The organism is Streptomyces sp. NPDC127119 (genome assembly GCF_042677425.1).
Taxonomy (GTDB): Bacteria; Actinomycetota; Actinomycetes; order Streptomycetales; family Streptomycetaceae; genus Streptomyces.
The window spans coordinates 6,636-28,312 of sequence record NZ_JBHXTO010000061.1; the positions used below are offsets into that span (position 1 = coordinate 6,636).

Consider the following 21,677-nt stretch of genomic DNA (forward strand, 5'->3'; position numbering starts at 1 on the left):
CTCAGGAGCGTGCGCGCGCCGGCTCCGGCAGGTGGCCCGTGCGGGACAACCACCCCAGATAGGTGTCGAGCAGGCGATGGTCCAGCGGCGGACACGTGATTCCCGTGGCGGCCAGGGCCGCCTCCGCATTCTTGTCGTCGTAGTCGATGGCCTCCTCGCCGCCGACGATGAACTCCTCCACCACGTCCATCACGGTGTGCAGTTCGTTCTCGGCCACGCCGTAACCGGCGCGCAGCGCCTCCCACCACTCGGCCACCGGCACCAGGCGGACCTGCCAGCGGGCGCGGAGCACGTCGGCGAGCTCGGCGAAGCGCATCTTGTGCCGGTTGAGCAGGTGGTAATTGGTGCCGAAAGCGGTCTTGTCGGCGGCGATGGCGACCAAGGCCGAGGTGACGTAGTCGACCGGGGTCATCTCGATGTCGAGGTCCAGATCGGGCACCAGGCCGAGCTGGACGCAGCCCTTGATCACCTTGATGGTGAAGTGGGTGGCCAGCGCGGCGCCGGTACGGGAGTTCCCCAGCACTCGGCCCGGCCGGTAGAGATCGATGGGGATGCCTCGCTCGCGGCCCAGCTCGACCAGCCGCTCGGCCGCCCACTTGGTCTGCGCGTAGCCGGTGACCAGGCGTCCCGCGTCGGCGATCGGGTCGCTCTCGCCGATGACCGTGCGGCCGTCGTTCGGTATGCCCCAGATGCCGTACGTCGAGACGTGGTGCACCGGCGTGAGCCGGCCCCGGCAGGCCAGCCTCAGGATTTCCTCGGTGCCCACCAGGTTCGCGGGGCGCAACTGGTCGTAGGTGTAGCTGAAGTTGACCCGGGCTCCGTTGTTGTAAATGCCGTCGAGCAGCTCGCCCAGCGCGTCGAACGTCCGCTCCTCCAGGCCGAACAGCGGCTTCTCCAGGTCGCCGGGTACCAGCGTGACCCTCGTGTCGGCCTCCGCCGGCCACGTCAGGTAGCGCTCGTAGTTCGCCCTGATCCGGCGCAGGCCGTCTTCCGGGCCGGCGCACCGGACCAGGCAGTGCACCGTGGCCTCGGTGCGGCGCAGCAACTCGTCCAGCAGATGGGCGCCGAGGAAGCCGGTGGCGCCGGTGAGCAGAACGTGTCGCTGCCCGGCCCTCACCGCCGGCACCTCGGTGGGAGGCTGGATGGCCGGGTCCAGGCCGACGTCGCCGCGCAGCCAGGCCGGGTCGGTCGCATCGCCGCTCGCGACGGAGCCGCGATCCGCGTCCTTCGGGATACCGGAATCGGCGCCGATGTGCTCGCGGGAGAATTCGGAGTACAGGAGTTCACTCCAGTCGGCGAGCGTGCTGTGTTCGAACAGCTGACTGGCCTTGATACTGAGGCCGAGCCTGCGCTTGCACTGCCGCACCACGTCCATGACCATCAGCGAGTCCAGGCCGTACTCCAGCACGTCCTGATCGGCAGCGATGGCGCCCGGCTCGACGCCGGCGACCTCGGCGACAGTCTCCCGGATGTACGTGGCGAGGCGCGCCCTGCGTTCGTCGCGGGTACTCCCGGTCAGTTCCTCGACGAGGGAGTCCCTCCCCCCACTCCGAACGTCGCTCCCCTCGTCGGGCACGATGGTACGAAACAGGGGCCGCTCGATCCTGGCCTCCATGACGGACTTGTAGACGGACCAGTCCACCGCGCAGATCACCTGGTGGGCGCGGTCCGAGGCGAGCAGCCCGCCGAGCAGGTGCAGGCACTGCTCGCCGGAGAGCGGGTACAGGCCGGTGGAGGTGAGGAACGCCATCACCTCTTCGTCGAAGAGGCTGGAGTCCAGCTCCCACGGCCCCCAGGCCACGGTGAGCGCCGGCAGTCCCTCGGTCCTGCGCTGGTGAGCCAGGCCCTCCAGAAAGGCGTTGCCGGCCGCGTAACTCGCCAGATGCTGCGAACCCCAGGTGGCGGCGATGGAGGAGAACCCGAGGAAGAAGTCCAGCTCGGCGCCGCGCGAGAGCTGATGGAGCAACCAGCCGCCGATCACCTTCGGCCGCCAGACCTTGCGGTAGTCGGCCGTGTCCACGTCCTTGAGGAACTGGGGCAGTGAAACGCCGGCCGCATGCACGACGCCGCGCAGCGGCAGCGGGTGGCGCCCCAACTCCTGGAAGACCCCGAGCATGGCCGCCTCGTCGGCCACGTCGGCGGTGACCACCATGACCTCGGTGCCGAGCCGTTCCAGTTCCCGGACGGCCTTCACCCGGGCGCGTACGGAGGCCGGCAGGCGCGACGACCACTCGGAGCGGTCCGGCAGCGGGGTGCGTCCGAGCAGCACAAGCCGTCCGGCGCCGGCCCGCGCCAGCCACTCGGAGAGCGCCAGACCGATGGCACCGAAAGCACCTGTGATCAAGTACGTGCCGTCGGGGCGCACGCTGGGGGCGCGGCGCTGTTCGGACGAATCGGCCCGCTGAGGTACCAGCCGTGGCACGTGGACGTCGGCGCCACGCAGTGCCTGCTCGTCCTCCTGCGCGGTCCGTCCCATCGCCGCAATCAGCCGGTCGGCGTCCGCCGGGCTCTCCCACGGATCCAGGTCGATGGCACCGCCCCAGCGCTCGGGGCTCTCCAGGGCGATGACCCGGCCGAGCCCCCAGAGCGTGTGGGCCGCCGCGTTGTGCACCTCGCTGCCGGGGCCGACGGGCATGGCGCCACGGGTCACGACGGTCAGCCTGGTCCGGGCGCAGTCGTTCCGTTCGGCGAGTTCCTTGAGAAGCGCGACGGTGAGCAACTCGCCCCGCGCGGCATACTCCTCCAGGCGCCACGCGTCGGCGTGGTCGAGGCGGGGCGCGTCGAGGCCGGTCAACAAGACGATGCGGCCGGGACGCCGGACCGTGGCACACCAGTCGGCCAACGCCGCGCGCACGCCCTCCTCGTCGGGGACGCAGCCGTCGGCGACACCGCTCACCGGCGGTGCGGTGACGGCAACCTGGGCTCCAAGATCGCGCAGCGCGGCGGCGAACCGCTCGGCCAGGCCGCCGGCGCCGCCGTCGGAGACCAGCAGAAAGCCCTCGCCGGTCAGGCCCTCCTGGTCGATGCCGTCGGCGGGGACCGTGGTGTCCCAGGTGACGTCGTACGTCAGCTCGTTCGTGTCTCGCCAGGGCGCCGGCGCGGCGGCCGGCTCCACCGCGGCGAACCGTGCGCGGCCGCCGCCGAGATAGCCGCCGCCGGTGTCGAAAAGGTCGACGTCGGCGCGGTACCGGCCGACCGCGGTGCGCCGCACCTGAACCCGCAGGTGGCGGACCTCTTCCGGCGAGAAACACGTCAGGCCCTGCACGCGGCGCATCACGATTGCCTCGGTCGGGTTCTCGGACTCGGCCTGCACGGCCTGGCTGCCGACGGCGGCCAGCGTGTCGAGCAGGGTGATCCAGTCGGGCGCGTCGTCGAGCGTGGCCAGCACGCCGTCGACACCATGCCGAAGCTCGCGCGGGGCCCTGGGCGGCGTCTCCTGTCCGGCGCTCAGGACCGTGGGGTACGCCGCCGTGTCGAGCGTCGGCGCCGCGGTCAGCGTCCGCGTCAACCGGGCCGTGTCGAGCCTGCGGCGCAGGACGACTCGGGCATGCAGCCGCCAGCCGGCTCCCGCCCGCTCCTCGTGCGCGGAGATGCTGCGGTACTCGCAGCGGACGTGACCGTCGCCGCCCTCCGTGACAACGAGCTGCACGGTACGTTCCTCGTCCGGCGCCAACGGCTCGGTGAGTTCGGCCTCGGCGACGGTACTGAACCGACCGCCCAGGCAGTCTTCGGTGGCCGCGAGCGCTATGGCGACCAGAGTACCGAGCGGTAGGTGCGACAGGCCGTTGGCGTCCGCACGGGCCTCCGACGACCAGTGCTCGTCGGCGGTGGCGAGCTCGTAGGTGGGTACCGCACTCGCGATGCGGCGCAGACCGGGGAGGGGGCCGCTGATGGGTTCCGCCGCGCCGGCGACGGGGGACACCGACGCGACGGAGGTCTCGGGGGCTGCGTGTACCTCGTCGAACCAGTACGAGTCGCCCTGCCAGGGGGTGGTCGGCAACGGGACCCGACGGACGCGCGCCCCTTCGTGGAACGCTTCCCAGTCGACGTTCGCCCCGCGCAGCCGCAGCGTGCCGACCGCCTGCCGCACCCGCCGCCGGGCGTCGTCGCCGCGCCGCAGGATGGGCACGAACGTGGCGTCGTCGCCCAGGCAGCGGCGCCCCAGCGAGGTGAGGACGGGAGCGGGGCCGATCTCGCAGAACGTCTGGAAGCCGTCCTTGTGCAGGGCCGTGACCGTGTCGGCGAAGCGGACCGCGCCCAAGGCGTGCCGCACCCAGTACTCGGGGCCGACCTCGGCATCGGTCCAGTACTTCCCCGTGAGGTCGGACACCAGCGGCAGCTTCGGTTTGGCGTAGGAGAGCGACCGAAGCGTTTCGCGGAACCCCTCCACCATCGGAACGAGCAGCGGCGAGTGGAAGGCATGCGACACGGTGAGCCTGCGGCCCTTGACGCCTTGGCTCTCCAGCAGGGCGCACACGGCGCTCACGTCGGCGTCGGCACCGGAGAGCACCACCTCGTCGGGCGCGTTGACGGCGGCGACCGACACGGTGTCGGAGTAGGACCCGGCGGCGGCACGGGCGGTCGCCTCGTCACAGCGCAGGGCAACCATCACGCCGCCGGCCGGCAGCGCGGCCATCAGGCGTGCCCGCGTCACCACCAGCCGTGCGGCATCGGTGACGGAGAAGACGCCGGCAACGCAGGCCGCCGCGATCTCGCCCACGCTGTGCCCGGCGAGCGCGGCCGGCGCGGGACCCCAGGCCATCAGCAACTTGGCGAGCGCGTACTCCAGCGCGAACAGCGCCGGCTGGGTGTAGCGGGTGTCGTCGATGGAGGTGTCCTGGCCGTCGACGGGCCGGACGACATCGCGCAGCGGACGGTCCAGCCATGCGTCGAGCGCTCGCTCAGCCTCCTCATAGGCGGCGGCGAAGGCCGGCTCGGCCAGCAGTTCCTGTCCCATGCCGGCGTACTGGGCACCCTGGCCGGTGAACAGCCAGGCGGCCTTGCGGTGCTTGTACGGCGGGAGAGTGCCGGTCGCGAGGGCGGGGCTCGTGCGGCCCTGGGCGTAGACATCCAGCTGGTCGGCCAGCTCGTCGACCGAGCCGACGACGGCGGCGAGACCGTTGATCTGCCGCGCACGCCCGACGTGTGTGGTCCAGCACAGGTCGGCGAGGTTCAGGCTGGGTTCGCGGCGCAGGTGACGTACGTACCGAGAGGCGAGTTCGCGCAGTGCGGGCTCGGTGCGGGCCGATGCCAGGAACAGTCCGTACGGGGAGGTGTTCGCCGCGTCGCCGCCCGAATCGTCGTCGGTCCGGGGAGGCGGTGAGGTGACGACGGCGTGCGCGTTGGTGCCCGAGACCCCGAAACTGCTGACACCCCCGACGCGTGTCTCGCCGCGTTCCGGCCAGGCGCGCAGCTCCCCGGTGACCTCCACCTTGAGGCGGTCCCAGGCGATGTTGGGGTTGGGCTCGTTGAAGTGCAGGCTGGGCGGTATCTCGCCGTGCTGGAGAGCGAGCACCAGTTTGATCAGGCCCGCCACCCCGGCGGCAGGCTCCAAGTGGCCGATGTTCGTCTTGACCGTACCCACCAGAAGCGGCGCGTCGTCGGCCCGGCCCCGGCCGAGGACCGCGTCCAGGGCGCGCAGTTCGATCGGGTCGCCGAGCGAGGTGCCGGTGCCGTGCGCCTCCACGTAGTCCATCTGGTGCGGTTCGACGCCCGCCTGTGCCAGGGCGGCGCGCAGCATGTCCTGCTGGGCGGCGGGGTTGGGCACGGTCAGGCCGCTGGAGCGGCCGTCGTGGTTGACCGCCGTGCCCCGTACGACGCCGAGGACGTGGTCGCCGTCCACGAGCGCGTCCGCAAGACGGCGCAGGACCACCACGGCGGCGCCCTCGCCACGCGCGTACCCGTCCGCGTCCGCGGAGAAGCTCTTGCAGCGCCCGTCCGGGGACAGCGCACGGAACTTGCTCATCAGTACAAAGCCGTAGGGCGCCAGCATCAGATTCACACCGCCGGCCAGTGCCATGTCGCACTGCCGCAGCCGCAGCGCCTGGCACGCGTCATGCAGAGCGACCAGGGAGGAGGAGCAGGCCGTGTCGAGCACCTGGCTCGGTCCGCGCAGACCGAGCGCGTAGGAGATGCGTCCGGCCAGGAAGCTGGGTTCACCGACCAGTTGGTAGGCGTCGATGTCCTTGACGTCGCCGATCTGCTGGCGCAGCCGCACGTAGTCGGTGGTACTGATACCGAGGTAGACGCCGGTCCGGCTGCCGTCGAGGGCGTCCGGCGCGTAGCCGGCGCGCTCCAGTGCCTCCCAGGTCACCTCGAGCGCGATGCGGTGCTGTGGATCCATGCCGCGTGCCTCGCGGGGCGTGATGCCGAACACCTCGGGTTCGAAGCGGTCGACCCGGTCTATGAATCCGCCGCGGACCGTGTACGCCTTGCCCGGCGCATCGGGGTCGGCGTCGTAGACGGACTGCGCGTCCGCACGGTCGCCGGGAAACTCCGATGTCGCGTCCACGCCGTGGCGCAGCAGGTCCCAGAAGTCCTCGGGGGTGTTCGCGCCGCCGGGGAATCTGCAGCCCATGCCGACGAGCGCGACGGGCTCGTCGAGCCACGCGTCGCGGCTGGTGGCGAGACGCCGCTCCAGCCGCTCGATGGTGCGCACCGCGGTCACGAGATGCTTACGGTAATCGGGGTCCTTGGACTGGCCTTGCATCGTCATAACACCTCGTTCAGCAGAGCCTCGGAGCGGGCAATCCGGTCCAGCAAGCGGTTGGCGAGATCGTCGTCGGACAGCTCGGCAAGGCCGTCGTCCTGGTCCTCCTCCGGCTCGGTGAACGTCTCGGGCGGCACGGCAACGGGTTCCGCGGACGGTGCCCGAGGCGCGACAGCCGCCACCGGCTCGGTGTCCACCAGGTCCACGAGGTCGAGGAGATGGCCGGCGAGCGCACGGGAGGTGGGCTGCTCGAACGTGAGGGTGGGCTCCAACTCGACGGCCAGCAGCCGGCCCAGCTGTTCCATCAGTGCCACCGCCATCACCGAGTCCAGGCCCAGTTCGAAGAACCCTGTGTCGGGATCGACATCGGCGCCGGTCGGCTCGCCGAGCACCTCGGCAACGGCTGCCAGCACCCTGGTCAGCATCAGCTCCGGCCGCGACTCGACGGGCAGCGAGTGCACTTCGGCAGCAAGCGGCGCCACAAGACCGGCGGCCGGGCCGGTATCCGCGGCGGGCACCGGCCGCGGTTCGGCGGGAGCTGGACCGGGTGCCGGGGCCTTGCCGGCGGTTCGGTCGTCGTCGATCCAGTGCCGCCGCAGTTGCCAGGCGTAGGCCGGCAACGAGACGACCGGCCGACGGCCCCCGAGCAGCGCGGTGAAGTCGACGCGGCAGCCCCGTACATGGAGTTCGGCCATGTGGTGCGCCGGCAGTTCCTGGACCTCTCCGCCGGCCGCGGCGGCCTCCGCGGCGGAAGGGCCGACCGGCTCGGCGGTGGTCAACGCGGCCGCCGCCGAGCCGTCGAGAGCGACGCCGAGCACGGTTTCGATGCCGCGTTCACCGAGCGCTCGGGCAACTTCAGGCCGCCAGGCACCGCTGCGGCCGGCCGACGGCGGGGTCCAGACGGCCGGCGTCGCCGATGAGTCGTCGGCGGCCACGGAGTCGAGGTGTACGGCGCAGCCGGGTGTCCCGGTCAGCCGCACGTCCGAGCGGCCGGCGACGGCCCGCACGGCGGCGCGCTCGTCGAGCAGGCCGCCCGCGCAGGCCGCGCCGATCTCGCCGATGCCGCGACCGACGACGGCGGTCGGGCGCACGCCATGGGCCCGCCACAGCGCGGTGAGCGCGAGGTGTGCAGCGAGCACCCCGAGCGGGTCGGTGATCGGGCCGGCGCCCGTGCCTTCGTACAGCGCCGCCCGTGCCGAGCGGCCGAGGAGCGCCCGTGCCTCGACATCCACCGTGTCCAACGCGGCGGCGAAGGCCGGTTCCGTGGCCCCCCAGTACCGCCACGGCAGCGCGGGCACGTCCTCGGTGTAGACCAGCGCGAACGGCCGGTCCTCCCCCGGCACCGTGCTCCCCTCGTGCACGTGGGGCGCCAGGACGGCTGGGCTGTCCGCAGCGCGGTCAGCGTACGCGGCCAGCGCGGCGCCCAGTTCGGCAGCCGTGTGGCCGACGAGCGCCAGACGGTGCTCCAGGTGGCTGCGGCGGGCCCCCGCCGTGTGACACACGTCGGCCACGGTCGCGGCATCCGCGCCGCTGAGGCGGGCGCGCATCCGGCCGGCTGCGACGCGCAACGCGGGCTCGGCAGCGGCGGAGAGCGCGAGCACCAACGGGCGGTGCCCGTCCGGCGGTGCCGGGGCGGCCACGGAACCGGCGCTTTCGAGCACGACGTGGGCGTTGGTGCCGGTGAAGCCGAAGGCACTGACGCCTGCGAGCCGAGGACCTTCCGGCCAGTCCCGGCGCCGCGTGGTGACCTGTACGGGCAGCGTCGACCAGTCCACCTGCCGGTTCGGTTCGCTGAGGTGAAGGTGGGCCGGGATGGCGCCATGGTGCAGGGCGAGCGCGGTCTTGATCAGGCCGGCAATGCCGGCCGCCGCCTCCAAGTGCCCGATGTTGGTCTTGACCGAGCCGGTGAGCAGTGGCTTGTCGGCGGGTCGACCGGCGCCCAAGGCGCCTGCCAGCGCGCCGAGTTCGATACCGTCGCCGAGCCGGGTGCCGGTTCCGTGGGCCTCCACGTACGCCACGTCCGCGGGCTCGACGCCGGACCGGGCCAGCGCGTCGGTGATCACCTCTTCCTGGGCCTCGCCGCTGGGGACGGTCAGGCCGCCACTGGCGCCGTTGTGGTTGACGGCGCTGCCGCGCAGCACCGCGTACACGCGGTCGCCGTCCGCCCGGGCCTGAGCGAGGGTCTTCAACACGACGGCGCCCGCGCCCTCGCCGCGCCCGTATCCGTCGGCGTCGGCGGAGAACGTCTTGCAGCGCCCGTCCGGGGACAGTGCGCCGGCCGCCGACATCGCCAGGTAGACACTGGGGTTGGTGATGACGTTGGAGCCGCCGGCGACGGCCAGTCGTGCCTCACCGGCGCGCAGTGCCTGGCAGGCCAGGTGTACGGCGGTCAACGAGGACGCGCACGCGGTGTCCACCGCGATGCTCGGGCCTCGTACACCGAGGAAGTAGGAAAGCCGGCCCGCAGTACCGGAGAAGGAGTTGCCGGTGCCGTAGTAGGTGTCGATGTTCTCGTTCTCGCGCGTGACCAACTGCATGTAGTCGGTGGTGTTGAGCCCGACGTACAGGCCGACACGTGAGCCGGACAGCTCGTCGACGCGCACGCCCGCGTCGTCCAGGGCTTCGTACGCGACCTGGAGGAACAACCTCTGCTGCGGGTCCATGCTGCGGGCCTCGCGGGCCGAGACGTGGAAGAAGGCGTTGTCGAAACCGTCGATCCGGTCCAGGAACGAGCCGCGCCGGGTGGCGATCCTGCCGGGGGTGACCGGGCCTTCGGCGAGCATGGCCTCCGCGTCGAAACGGTCGCTCGGGACGTCCGAACTGGCATCCACACCGTCGGTGAGCAGCCGCCAGAACGCGTCCGGGCTGTCCGCGCCCGGCAGTCGGCAGCCGAGCCCGACGACGGCGATCGGCTCAGCGGCCGCATGACGGGGCGCAGCCGTTTCGACGCGAGACCCGGCGGACCGAGCGGCCTCCGACGGGGACATCGCGGTGGGCGCGGTGACGGGCGCCGGTTCGGGCCGCGGTTCGGCCGCCGGCCCGGGTTCCGGGCCGGCTTGCGGAACGTGGGCCGGTTCGTCGTCGCCGATCAGTGTCGCTATGTGGTCGGCGAGCTGGGTGATGGTGGGGTACCGGAGTCCGGCCGCTTCATCAAGGGTGATGTCGAACTTCCGCTCGACGGCCCGTATGAAATCGTTGAGCGAGAACGAGTCCATACCAAGCTCGAAGAAGCCCCGCCGGCGCGGCACCCGGTGCTCGGAGCCCTGCCCGATGGCAGCGGTGTACAGGCGGCTGATCTCCACGGCGATCCGCTCGTGCCGGCCGGCTGCGGCACCCTGGCGGTCGGCTCCGGCCGGCTCCGGGGCCGCGGTCTGAGCCACCGGATCCGGCGCAGCGGTCGGAGCCGGTAAGGGAAGCTCGGCCCGCGCCTCGGCGGGTACCGGAACCGACGACACCGCCACCGCGCGGCCGACCGGGGACGCCGGCGTCGGCGATGCGGCCGACACGGGGGTGGTGTGCGCCGCGGGAGGCACGGAGGCCGTGGTGAGCGTGGTCACCGCCCTGCCGGCCGCGTCGTACAGGCGGACTTCGGCCGTAAGTCCTCCGTGCTCGGGCGATGTGCCGCCCTGCGCGCCACGGGCGACACCGGGGAGCCAGTACGAGTCCCCTGCCAGTGGCAGCGGCGGCAGCGGGAGGTAGCGCCGCCGCCCGATCACGCGCGGCCACTCCACGGGGACTCCCGCGACATGCAGGCCGGCCAGCGCACGGGCAAGGCTGTGGTCGGCAGATTCGCCGCGACGCAGTGAGGACACGACGGGGCCACCACGCCGTCGGTGCCGCAGCGCGGCCCGAAGTTGCCGATCGAGCACGGGGTCCGCGCTGATCTCGATGAACGCCGCATCGCACTCGGCGAGCAGGCGGTCCACGGCCGGCCAGAGCTGGACACGGTCGTACAGACCGCGCGCCCAGTACGCGGCGTCGGTGACCGGCGCGTCGAGCTCCGGGGCCACGCTGGACAGCAGGGTGATCTTCGAGGCGCGCGGGGCGAGGTGACCCAGCCGGCGCGCCAGGTTCTCGGCACGGGGGCGCATGGCCGGGGTATGGACAGCGTGCTCGCCGGACAGTGGCGTGCAGCGAACGCCGCGCGTCTCCAGCGCGGCGGTGACCCGGCGAACCGGCTCGGCCGGTCCCGAAACGACCACTGCGGAAGGTCCGTTGACCGCGGCGAGGAAGACCTCTCCCCCACGTTCGTCCAGGAACGGCCGCACCTCTGCTGCCGGGAGCTCGACGGCGACCGCCCGCGCGGAGCCCGTGGCGCCGAGCAGCAGGCGGCCACGGTGTACGACCAGTTCCGCGGCGTCGGGCAGGGTGAGCGTGCCCGCGACGACCGCGGCGCAGATCTCACCGGCGCCGTATCCGACCACGGCGTCCGGTGCGAGACCGTACGAGGACCACAGCCGCGACAGCCCCAGTTGAACGGCGAAGGCGATCGGCTGAGCGACGTCGAGGCCCGCCGATCCGCGGTCTTCGGCACGCCGCAGCTCGGTCATCAGCGACCAGTCCGCGTGTGCGGCGAAGAGCGCGTCGCACTCGTCGAGTGTCTCGGCGAAAACCGGATGGGCGTCGTACAGGTACGCGTCGAGACCGACGCCGGACGGCACCTGTGCACCGCTGTCCGGAAAAGCGTGCACGATCGCCCGGGCACCGCCGTCGATGGCGTCGCCCGTGATGACCGACGGCGCTTCCCGCCCGGCCAAGTGGGCGTCGAGCGCGTCGGCCAGTTCCGCACCCGTACGGCCGATGACGGCGACGCGGTGTTCGTGATGGCTACGGCGGGCGGCAGCGGTGTGCACCAGGTGCGGCAGCTCGGCCGTAGGCATCGTGCGGAGCCGGTCACGGTAGGCGGCGGCCTGGCTCCGTAGTGACACCTCCGTATGCCCGGAGACCGTGAGGATCGGCAGCGGACGGCCCTCCGGGGCCGACGGCCCCGCACCGGCGTACGGCGCTGCGGCTCGCGTGAGCGGGGGGCCCAGCAGAACGTGCGCGTTGGTGCCGGACAGACCGAAGGCGCTGACTCCGACCAGCGGTCGGTCACCCAGCGGGCGCAGCGGCGTGAGTTCCGTGGCGACCGCGAGACCGGACGCGGCCCAGTCGATCTGCGACGTGGGCCGGTCCAGGTTGATCTGCGGCGGGACGATGCCTCTGCGAGCCACCAGGACCGCCTTGAGCAGCCCGGCGATGCCGGCGGCCGAGTCCATGTGTCCGAAGTTGGCTTTGTGCGAGCCGACGAACAGCGGTCGTCCCGCCGGCCGCTCCGCGCCGATGACGGCGGCGAGCGCGCCCAGTTCCAACGGGTCACCCAGGGGAGTTCCCGTGCCGTGTGCCTCCACGTAGTCGACTTCGGCCGGCGTGCGGCCCGCGTCGCGCAGAGCGGTGCGCAACAGCTCCTGCTGCGCACCGGCGTTGGGCGCCGTGATGCCGGCGCTCCGGCCGTCGTGGTTGAGGGCACTGCCGTGGATGACGGCCCACACACGGTCGCCGTCCGCGACGGCGTCCGCGTAGCGCTTGAGCACCACGACGCCGCAGCCCTCACTCCGTGTCACACCGTCGGCCGAGGCGTCGAAAGGACGGCAGACACCGGTGGGCGACAGGGCCGAGACCTTGCTCATGAAGACGCCGAGTTCCGGAGTCAGCATCAGGTTGACGCCGCCGGCGAGCGCAGCGTCGCACTCGCCGCCTCGCAGCGCGCGGGTCGCCAGGTGTACGGCCGTCAGTGAGGAGGAACAGGCGGTGTTGAGCATCAGGGTCGGGCCGTGCAATCCGAAGGTGTAGGAGATGCGGCCGGAGCCGAAGCTGAACTCCTTGCCGCTGGCGTAGTAAGGACTGATCGCGTCCGTACCCGACGTCTTGGTGTGCAGAACGGTGTAGTCCATGGCGAGGATGCCCATGTAGACACCGGTGCGGCTGCCCTCCCAGCGCTCGCGCGGGATGCCTGAGTCCTCCATGGCCGCCCAGGACGCTTCGAGCAGCAGGCGCTGCTGCGGGTCGATCTCATGGGCCTCGCGTGGTGAGATGCCGAAGAAATCGGCGTCGAACCGGTCGATGCCAGGCAGGAAGGATCCCCGGGCGCAGTAACTGGTGCCCGGGTTGTGGGGATCGGGGTCGTGGAAGCGGTCGCCCCAGCGATCCTCGGGCACCTCGGTGACCGTGGTGCGGCTGCCCGAGATCAGAGTCCAGTAACCGTCCAGGTCCACCACTCCACCGGGGAACCGGCATCCCACCCCGACGATTGCGATGTCGGTCGGGGAGTCCTCGTGTCCGTGGCGCACCGGTGCTCCTCTCGCTGGGACCAGCTAGCGGACGGGCGGTTCAGCACGGTGAATTAATTCATCGGCGAATGAAGTCTACAGTCGATGAGTTCACTGTCAAGGCGCGACCAGGAGCCGTACACCGACGTGACGGGGCATGAGAGGCGGGCACCGCCGGGCCACCGAGGTGGCATCAATGAGCGACAACAGGCCGCTTGACAGCGGGAGTTGACCAGCCGATCCCGCTGCGGAGCTGCCGCGACAGAAAGACGCGGGGAACCCACCGACGCCGACGAGGACACCTTGCCGACCCGATCGGCTCGACAATTCAGCCTTCGGTTCCGCCGGGAATCACAGCAATGGGAATTAACTGACCCACCAGTTGGTACCCGTCAACGGAGTATGACCACCAGCATTTCCACAGAGTCGGCATACACGGGAGGGGATGTTCACAAGTCGTTCGCATATGTCCGCGCCTGGATGCGCTCAACAGGCTCCCACCCCATCACGCCGCCGCCCTCACTATCGGCGAACCGTGGTGCACTCACCAGCCCAGCAGGCTACTTGACGGTAGGTCCTGGACGCCCGATGAAGCGGGCTGACAGCGCGGGCTTTCCCTCTTCCATGCCGGGCGAACCGCGGCAAGTGCGACCGTGGCGTGAACCGCATCGCTTGTGAGATGCTCGCGATATATCGATTGCAGGACACACGAAATCGCACATTTCCAAGCGCGAATTGCTGGCCTGTCGGGGGTTCACCAGTGAAGTTAACCAACCGGATAACGTGCATCCGTTATGTACCTGGCGCGGGATTGATCGCCGGCGACGTAGCGGGCTGCCTGCATCTGCTCGACGACGACTTACAACCGCAAAAGTCCTCTCCGATGATCCACGAGGGTCGCCCGATCCGCAAGGTCATCGTACTGAACGACTACGCAGTGGGCATGGACGGGCGAGGCGATCTCGTGCAGTGGTCGCTCGACACCCTGGATATGACCAGCTACCTCGACCTGCGCGCCCTGGGTGCCGGACTCGGCCGCCCCGCGAGGGCCGACGCCATCGGCCTCACGACCTCCCCCGGCACCCCGTGGATGTCCCCGTGGGGCGGGCGGGTCTACACCGGCGACACGGTGGGCAACTTACTGGCCCTGGACGGCGCGTCCCTTTCATTGGAGGAGGTGCTTCCCCCGACCGGCGAGGGACCCGTCACCTCCCTGTGCTCGGACCATCCGAGCGTGCACGCGCTCGCCCACGGCACCAACGAGGTGTTCCTCGGCTCGTTGGCCACCATGGAGTTCTCCCGTGTTCCGGCCCTGGAACACGGCCGCGTCCGAAGCATCCACCACGACGCCCGCCACGACCGGTTCTGGGTGGTGGCAAATGACGAGACCGCCCCGTTCGGACAGCGCGATGCAGTGGTGCTGCTCACGATGGACGGCTCGGTGGAGTACACGATGCCGTTCTTCCGCTACGGCGTCGAGTTCCTGGAGTTCTCCCCGGACGGGGCCACCGTCTACGTGGGAAGCGCCGAAGGGGAACTGCAGGTCATCGGGAACAGCCGGAACCGTCTCAGATTGCGGGAGACCGTGACCGGCTTCCCTCACCAGCTGACGGACGCAACCGTCGGCGCGGACGGCAGTGTCTTCGTGCTCACGCTCTCCGGCGAACTCGTGCGCATAGACCCGGATCTGGACTGCGTTCAGTCGCGGGCACCGGTGCTGCGCCAGAGCGCCTACGACCTGTCGCTCGCGCCGGGCGAGGAAGACCGGTTGTACTGCGCCACCGACGACGGGGTCGCGTTACTTCGTCTTCTCCCCTCGGACCCGGGCAGAAGCCGGGTGACGGGCGCCAATGGCGGCGCGCCCAGGCTGAGCGAGACGGAACACCACGCCACCCGCTTCGGTGCGACCCGACGGGTCGTCGGGGTACCGAGCGGCTATGTCGGGATCGGCCAGAAGGGCGTGGTCTTCCGCTCGGACTGCACCGGCAAGTTGCTGTGGCACGTGGACCTCGACGACTTCGGCTTCTACCTGGCCGCCTCCACCGACCATCAGCGGCTGCTCGTGGCGACCGGCATCGGCGGTGTGGAACTGGACTCCGACACCGGCACCGAGATCGCGCGGCTCTCGCTGGACGGGGTGCCGCTGACCGCCTGCTCGTACGGCCCGACGGGCGAGCGAATCCTGGCCAACCAGAACGGCACGGTGTGCGCCTTCGCCGCCGACTCCGCCGACGAGCTGTGGTGGATCGAGACCAGTGAGCACATCCACCGCATCTCGTCGCAGGCAGACACCGTCTACGTCTGCGGTACCGGAGGACTCCTCGCGTTCCATCCTGGCGAGGGACGGCTCACGGGCTCCTGGGAGTGTGCCCCGTGCGTCCCCATCGCCGCGACCGTCACCATCAGCCGAGTGCACCTGGTCTGCGACAACGGCGAGTTGCACACCTACGACCTCGACGGCCGCCCGGTCGGTGTGGTGGGCCAGCTCATGGACCTGCCCCACGTCCTGGCCTCGCTCCCGAGCACAGGTGACGCCGCCTACCTGGTGGCCGGCGGAAGCGGCGGCTACCTGTCCACCTTCGCGGAGTCCCAGGTCGGTCCGCCGGTCCGACTGCGCGACACCTATCTCGCCCGCCGGTCCGGCCAGTCGTTCCAGCTCCATCTCAACTAGGCACTGAGCGTCCAGGGGCTGTGCGTCACGCCGTCGCCCACCGTCCCGCCCCGTCGGCCGGGTGCCCCAGGCAGGGCGGGACCGTGACGGTTTCATCGCCGCCGTAGCAAACAGGTCAATGACAGACATGAACGCAGAGGCTGAGGTCTGCGCCGTGATTCCACGCGGTACGGTCACACTCGTATACTTCCAGGGCTCTTGGGGGGTCCACGGTGCCGAACACATCACATGAGACGAGCCCGCCGTCTCCACGTCGTGCGACGGTGCGCGGCACGTCGAGCCCAGGCCGCGCCGGACGGCGCCCGGGCGAAACGCAGAGCCGTCAGGCGATTCTCCAGTCCGCCCGTGACCTCTTCGCCGAGCAGGGGTACGCGGGCACCACGGTACGTGCCATTGCCCGCAACGCCCGCGTCGACCCCGCCCTGGTCCACTACTTCTTCGCAAACAAAGAGGGCGTGTACGAGGCGGTGGTCCAGGACGCCGTCGGCCTCATGGACGTACTGGAGACGTTCATCCCCGGCAGCCGGGAGAAGCTGGCCAAGCGGCTGGTCCCGGCCTACCTGGAGCTGTGGGAGGGCGAGAACGGCGACTCGCTCGCGGCCATCTACCGCACCGCCATGGCCCGCGGCGTGAGCGACGGCCCCCTGGCCGCCGCCTTCAACCCGGATGAACTCATCGCCCAACTGGCCGATACACTGGGCGGGTTCGGGGCCCAGCTGCGCGCCGCCCTGATCCTGTCCCAGCTGCACGGCGTCGTGGTGCAGCGGCACATCCTGAAGGTCGACCCGCTCGCCTCCGCCAGTCTCAGGCAGCTGACGAACTGGCTGACCCCTTCGATCGACTCCCTGGCCAATCCCTGACGGAGCGTCAGAGAACGCCGTCCGTGCGCTACTGGCAGTGCAGCCGGAAGGCCTGACCACTGCCCCGGCGCAGATACGTGTCACGCACCCGGGTGGGCGGACCGTCCGACCCCACCCGGTGGTTCGACAGATAGCCTCCCCGGCCGCCGATCACCAGATGCGGCTCGCCGGACGCCGACCGGGCGGACACCAAGGTCCTCGGCACGTCCGGCAGGTTGTCCACCACACCTAGCCGCGTGCCCGTAGCCCGGTCGTACGTGTACATCTCACCGTCCGCGGTGGCCACATGGACCTGGCCGTCGGCGACGAGCGCCACGGTCGCGTTGCGGAGGTCGCCGCCCCAACTACGGTTTATCTCACTGCAGTCGGCCGACATCTCCAGCAAGCGCTCGGCGGTGAGCACGTAGACGGTCCCGTCCTGGGGCCAGATGTGCCGGGGGGCGGACGCCACGTCCAACCGCCACAACTCGGTCCCGGTGTCCGGGGCACAGGCGCACAGCACTCCCTCGTTGTTGGCGAGGATCCGTTCATCGCCAAGGCCGTAGGCGGCCGCCGAGAGCGGCACCCCGTCGAGCGAGAGCTGGTGGAGTCGCCTGCCCGTCTCGACACACAGTTCCAGTGCGCCGACCCCGGTGGCGACCAGGACTCGACCAGAGTCGCCCGAGACGGCGAGCCCGACGCCGAAGTCGTCGAGCGGGGTCTGCCAGAGGAGTTCACCGTGGTCATCAGCGCGGAAGACCACCTCCCTCTGGCCGAGGCCCACATAGCCACCCGGCACCGCCGCGAGGTCGCGGATCATTCCGAAGTTGAGGTCGTGATGGTCCATCTGGACGAGTGCGAATCCACCACGGGGCGCCTCACGGGGCTCGATGACAGCGACTCCGTCGTCCGTGCCGCAGTACGACCGGTCCTGACGATTCATCGCGGGCGTCATGGTCCAGGCACCCTGGCGCAGTACCGGAGCCCGCGACTGAACGCACTGGACATCCGGGTCGACCTTTACCAGCTCGCCGGAGAGAGACAGCACGAAGAGGCTGCCGTCCGTCCCGACGGTGAGGTCCGTGAGCTGGTGAGGGAAACCACCGACGGTCCTGGCGAGAGTGGGTCTCTCCTCGGTGTTCTCCAGAATGTGGAGTACTCCCTCACGTCCGCCGGCGTAGGCGACAGAGAAATCCGGGGAGAACTCCAGGAAGTCCACCTGGTAGCGGGAGAAGGGAAAACTGTAGTCGAGTGAGCCCTGCGGAGACACGAGGGCGACGCCCACCGGAAGGCCCGGCCATGCGTCGGAATTCCGTCCAACGGCCCAGAACCGGTCATGGCGGCCGTCGTAATGGACGTGCTGGACGTCTGCGGCGGTGACAGCGGAGAGATCGTTTCCGGCGGGCAGCGGCAAGGTCAGCGCCCTTTGGACGGAGAAGGACTCGATGCCCACGACGAGCTGACGCCCGGCCCTGTCATGCGTGTAGAGACGCCCGTGGCACACAGTCAGCTCATGGTTGCCGACGAGTCCCGGCCACTGCTCGGCGGGGGCGTCGAAGAGAGTCTCGTCGACCCGCACGGGCAGGGAGTCGACGAGGTCCAGCGTGCGCGCCGCCCACCTGGTGAGGTTTCCCAGCCGATCCCTGCCCACGACCCAGCCGTGGATCGAGACGAGACAACGGATCGGCTGACCGCCGCCGACCGCCGTGGACGACTGCTGTATCCGCAGGTCGTCATCCAGCAGATGCACTCTTCCCGAGATGTCACCGGCCAACAACCCGAGTCCATCCACGTAGTGGACACACGTGATGCGGTTGGTCAATCTCACTGGTAATCCACCTCGGCCTACGCACGTGCTATGACGGCGTCCCCATGGGCCACCCCGACGGACACCGCGGGTGGCCGCACGCCCGGCCGGCGGTCCTCCACCGGACCGGACGAGCGACGCAGCGGTGGTGGTGATGCTGTTCTTCCGACCTGGACCTAGTGCAGCTTCACCGGCAGCGACTCCAGTCGTTGGAGGAAGTTCAGCGGACGGTGGCACACCTGCTCCAGCGGAACGGCCGGCTCCAGGTTGGGGAAGCGCCGCAGCAGGGTGGCGAAGGCCACCTCTCCCTCGAGGCGGGCCAGCCGGGCACCCAGACAGTAGTGGACTCCCCCGCCGAAGGCCATGTGCGGGTTGTCCTCGCGGGTCACGTCGAGCTTCTCGGGGCAGCTGAACCTACCGCTGTCCCGGTTGCCCGCCGCCAGATTCAGAATGACCAGTGCCCCCTTGGGAATCGTCGTACCGTCGACCGTCACGTCCCTGGTGACATGCCGGAAAATACCAGGAACCGGCGGTGGGTCGAACCGCAGCAACTCATCGATGGCGGGCGCCACCAGATCCGGGTTCTCACGGAGCTTGGCAAGCTGCTCCGGGTTCTCCAGTAGACGCAGCATGCCGCCGCTGATCATGTAGATGCTGGTCTCATGGCCCGCAGTGAGCAGTTGCAGGCCCATGGCCGGCAGTTCGGGCTCGCTCAGCATCCCCTCGTCCGCCGCCTGCACCATGGCGGTGAACACGTCGTCCCCGGGGTTGGCCCGCTTGTCCGCGAGTTTCGCGATGATGAAGCCCTTCAACGCCTCAATGGCGTCCTTGCCCTCCTGAGGGCTCTGAGCACCCGTCAGCTTGGTCACCAGAGCGCCGTAGTACGGGATGTCCTCGTGCGGCACTCCGAGCAGTTCACAGATCACGCCGACCGGGAGGGGGAAGGCGTAGTCCTCGACCAGATCCACCGAGGGCCGCTTCTCGAGGTCGTCGAGCAGTTCGTCGGCGAGCTGCTGGATCCGCGGACGCAGACTGTCGATCCGGCTGGCGCTGAATGCGCGAACCACCAGCTTGCGCATCCGACTGTGGTCGGGAGGGTCCCGGTTGATCATGGTGTGCTTCAGCATCACATCCTTGCGGATGAGTGCCTGGCTGTTCTGGATGTTCTCGTCCTGCACCGCATTGTGCACCTGGCTGCTGAAGGTCTCCCAGTCGCTCAGCGCCGCCTCGATGTCGTCGTACCCGGTGATCCACCAGGACACGGTTCCGTCAGGCAGCCTGATCTGGTGGACGGAGCCCTCGGCACGCAGCTCCTCGAAGAAGGGGTAGGGGTCGTTGGCGAAGCTGGGTGGGATACTTCGCGCGCCCTCTGCGTGAGGACACTTCTTTTGGGCCTCAGACGTCATGTCGCTCCATTCCCGCAATCCTTGACGGAGTCGTTCACTTGGCCTTCGCACGCCGGCGGGCCTTGAAGATCTCGCTGACGGGGTTGAAATTGCCCGGGGCGAATCGGCGGCCCAGGAAGTACGTGAGGCCCTCGTGGACCAGTCGGCCGACCTCAGGAGGTGCGTCGGACTTGGCCCACTTGAGCATGCTGACGACCTTGTTCGGGGTCACATGAATGCAGCGGTTGAGCGGTTCGCCCGCGCCCAGGGCCGGTGGCAGGAAATCGGCTGTGCGCAGCGATTCCATGATCGACTGGGCGGCGATCCTCGGCGCCAGTGTGCCGTTGTGCACCTGGCGGAGTTGTTCGCTGGCATTCGCGAAAAGCTGGCGGGCAGGCTGGTACTCGGCCAGCGTCCCGCGCACGGCGTGGCGTTCGTAGTCCTCCAGGATGAACCGGTCGCCCGTCTCCAAGTATCGGCCGAAAGCCCGGTTTATCTCGAAGTTGGACAGCCGCTGATTGACGGACCACACCCGGAACCAGGCATCCCACAAGTCGTAGTGCTTCCAGGACGTGTACGCGTTGGCGACCAGGTCGTCATTGAAGTCGAGGAGGCCCTGCTCCAGTTCCTCGACCAGTTTGAAGCGCTCCACTGCGAAGTCGTCCTCGCGAACGGCCTCGATCAGCCGCCAGCCCAACGCGTTGATGATCTCGAAGGTGTTCGCGAGACCGCGCGAGAACAGCGCGTCGATGAAGCCGGAGGCATGAGCGGTCAGACACCAGCGGTATCCGACGGTCTGCTTGGAGGAGTACTGGAAGCGTCCGGTGGACACCCACTCCCTGACCGACCGCGCGCCCTCGAACTGCGGCGCGATGTCCGGGAACTTGGCGATGAACTGCCGGAACTCCTCCTCCGGCGTCATGTCCTGCGGCTTGGGGTGGGTCCGCGGATCGAGGCTCAGCCCGACACTCACCAGCGGATTCCGCGCCTTCGCGTGGTTGTTGAACGGAATGACCCAGATCCAGCCGCCGTCGAAGATGTGGTGAAGCGTGCCCTGGCTCCACGGCATCACATTCGCGTGGGTACCGTGCGGGACAAGGGACTCGTACGGCTTGACATTGATCATGTGGGTGAAGAGCGTCCTGGCGTTGTGGCGCAGACGTGAGGGCTGCTCCCGCAGGTCCATCTTGTCGGCCAGCGGCGAGCGGAAACCACTGGCGTCCACCACGAAGCGGGTCCGCCAGGTCTCACCGGCCGCCGAGGTCAGGGTCGCACCGTTGTCGTCGATGTCGACGTCGGTGACACTGACCCGCTGGCGGACGGTGGCTCCGTAGCGGACCGCCACGGAGAGCATCCAGGCGTCGACGTCCTGCCGGAAGAAGTGGTTCTCCGTGTTGATGATTCCCGGCAAGGGCAGTTCGTTGGCCTCCGCCGGCTCCTGCGACCGGCCTTCCCGGTGGTAGAGAAAGCCGAAATTCCGCTTGATTCCGCTGGCCGGGGACACCCGGCGCTGCACTCCCTCGAAGGAGGCCAGCTCCTCGATCTCCGGCACGTCGTACCGCTTGGCCACCATGTGCATGAGCATCGAGGTGTGAGGGATCGTCGACTCGCCCACCGCGAACCGGGGGTGCGTCCCGGCGTCGAGCAGGAGAACGTCGAGTCCGGCCCGGGACAGGATCGAGGCGAGGACCGTACCGGCGATGCCGGAACCGATGATCGTCACGTCCGACGTCGGTTGTTCGTGTGCGTGCGACGCAGCTTCTTCCATGAAGTCCCTGCTTTCTCCGGTTGACTTGGGTGGTGTCGCACCTGCTGCGAGGTACGGCCGACCCAACTGTCATCGGGTGGCCTCGGGCTTTGCATGAGCCCAGCGACAACACCGTGCGGACGCCTCCGCGCGGGCACGTGATTCAGGGCCTGCGCGAACGTCCCGGCAGGATCTGATCCTTGAGGAGGCC

Annotated in this window: 7 protein-coding genes; 2 read left to right on the plus strand and 5 right to left on the minus strand. The window is 69.8% G+C overall.

Annotated features, from left to right (window positions below):
* Position 1: 1 nt before the first annotated feature.
* Positions 2-6,715 carry a thioester reductase domain-containing protein gene (locus ACFVH5_RS24320; protein ID WP_385835815.1) on the minus strand — a complete coding sequence of 2,238 codons (6,714 nt, stop codon included), beginning with the start codon at positions 6,713-6,715 and terminating at the stop codon, positions 2-4.
* The gene (locus ACFVH5_RS24325; RefSeq protein WP_385835816.1) at positions 6,712-13,038 is read right to left on the minus strand and encodes a type I polyketide synthase; all 6,327 of its coding nucleotides are present in this window, start codon (positions 13,036-13,038) and stop codon (positions 6,712-6,714) included. The genes ACFVH5_RS24320 and ACFVH5_RS24325 overlap by 4 nt, the downstream gene beginning before the upstream one ends.
* An 862-nt stretch (positions 13,039-13,900) precedes the next feature.
* Here ACFVH5_RS24325 and ACFVH5_RS24330 point away from each other — a divergent pair.
* Both ACFVH5_RS24330 and ACFVH5_RS24335 read left to right on the plus strand, forming a co-directional pair.
* Positions 13,901-15,688, plus strand: coding sequence for a PQQ-binding-like beta-propeller repeat protein (locus ACFVH5_RS24330; RefSeq protein ID WP_385835818.1), 1,788 nt, complete (start codon positions 13,901-13,903; stop codon positions 15,686-15,688).
* 263 nt (positions 15,689-15,951) lie between these two features.
* Positions 15,952-16,548, plus strand: coding sequence for a TetR family transcriptional regulator (locus ACFVH5_RS24335; RefSeq protein ID WP_385835821.1), 597 nt, complete (start codon positions 15,952-15,954; stop codon positions 16,546-16,548).
* A gap of 28 nt (positions 16,549-16,576) precedes the next feature.
* Here the strand turns inward: ACFVH5_RS24335 and ACFVH5_RS24340 are convergent, their stop codons facing one another.
* The 3 genes from ACFVH5_RS24340 to ACFVH5_RS24350 form a co-directional block, all read right to left on the minus strand.
* Complete coding sequence (locus ACFVH5_RS24340; protein WP_385835822.1) at positions 16,577-18,277, minus strand: PQQ-binding-like beta-propeller repeat protein; 1,701 nt, start codon at positions 18,275-18,277, stop codon at positions 16,577-16,579.
* Positions 18,278-18,510: 233 nt separating this feature from the next.
* Positions 18,511-19,740 (minus strand): cytochrome P450, encoded by a 1,230-nt coding sequence (locus ACFVH5_RS24345; protein ID WP_385835824.1) that lies wholly within the window; start codon positions 19,738-19,740, stop codon positions 18,511-18,513.
* A 34-nt stretch (positions 19,741-19,774) separates the two neighbouring features.
* Positions 19,775-21,487, minus strand: coding sequence for an NAD(P)/FAD-dependent oxidoreductase (locus ACFVH5_RS24350; protein WP_385835825.1), 1,713 nt, complete (start codon positions 21,485-21,487; stop codon positions 19,775-19,777).
* Between the last annotated feature and the right edge of the window lie 190 nt (positions 21,488-21,677).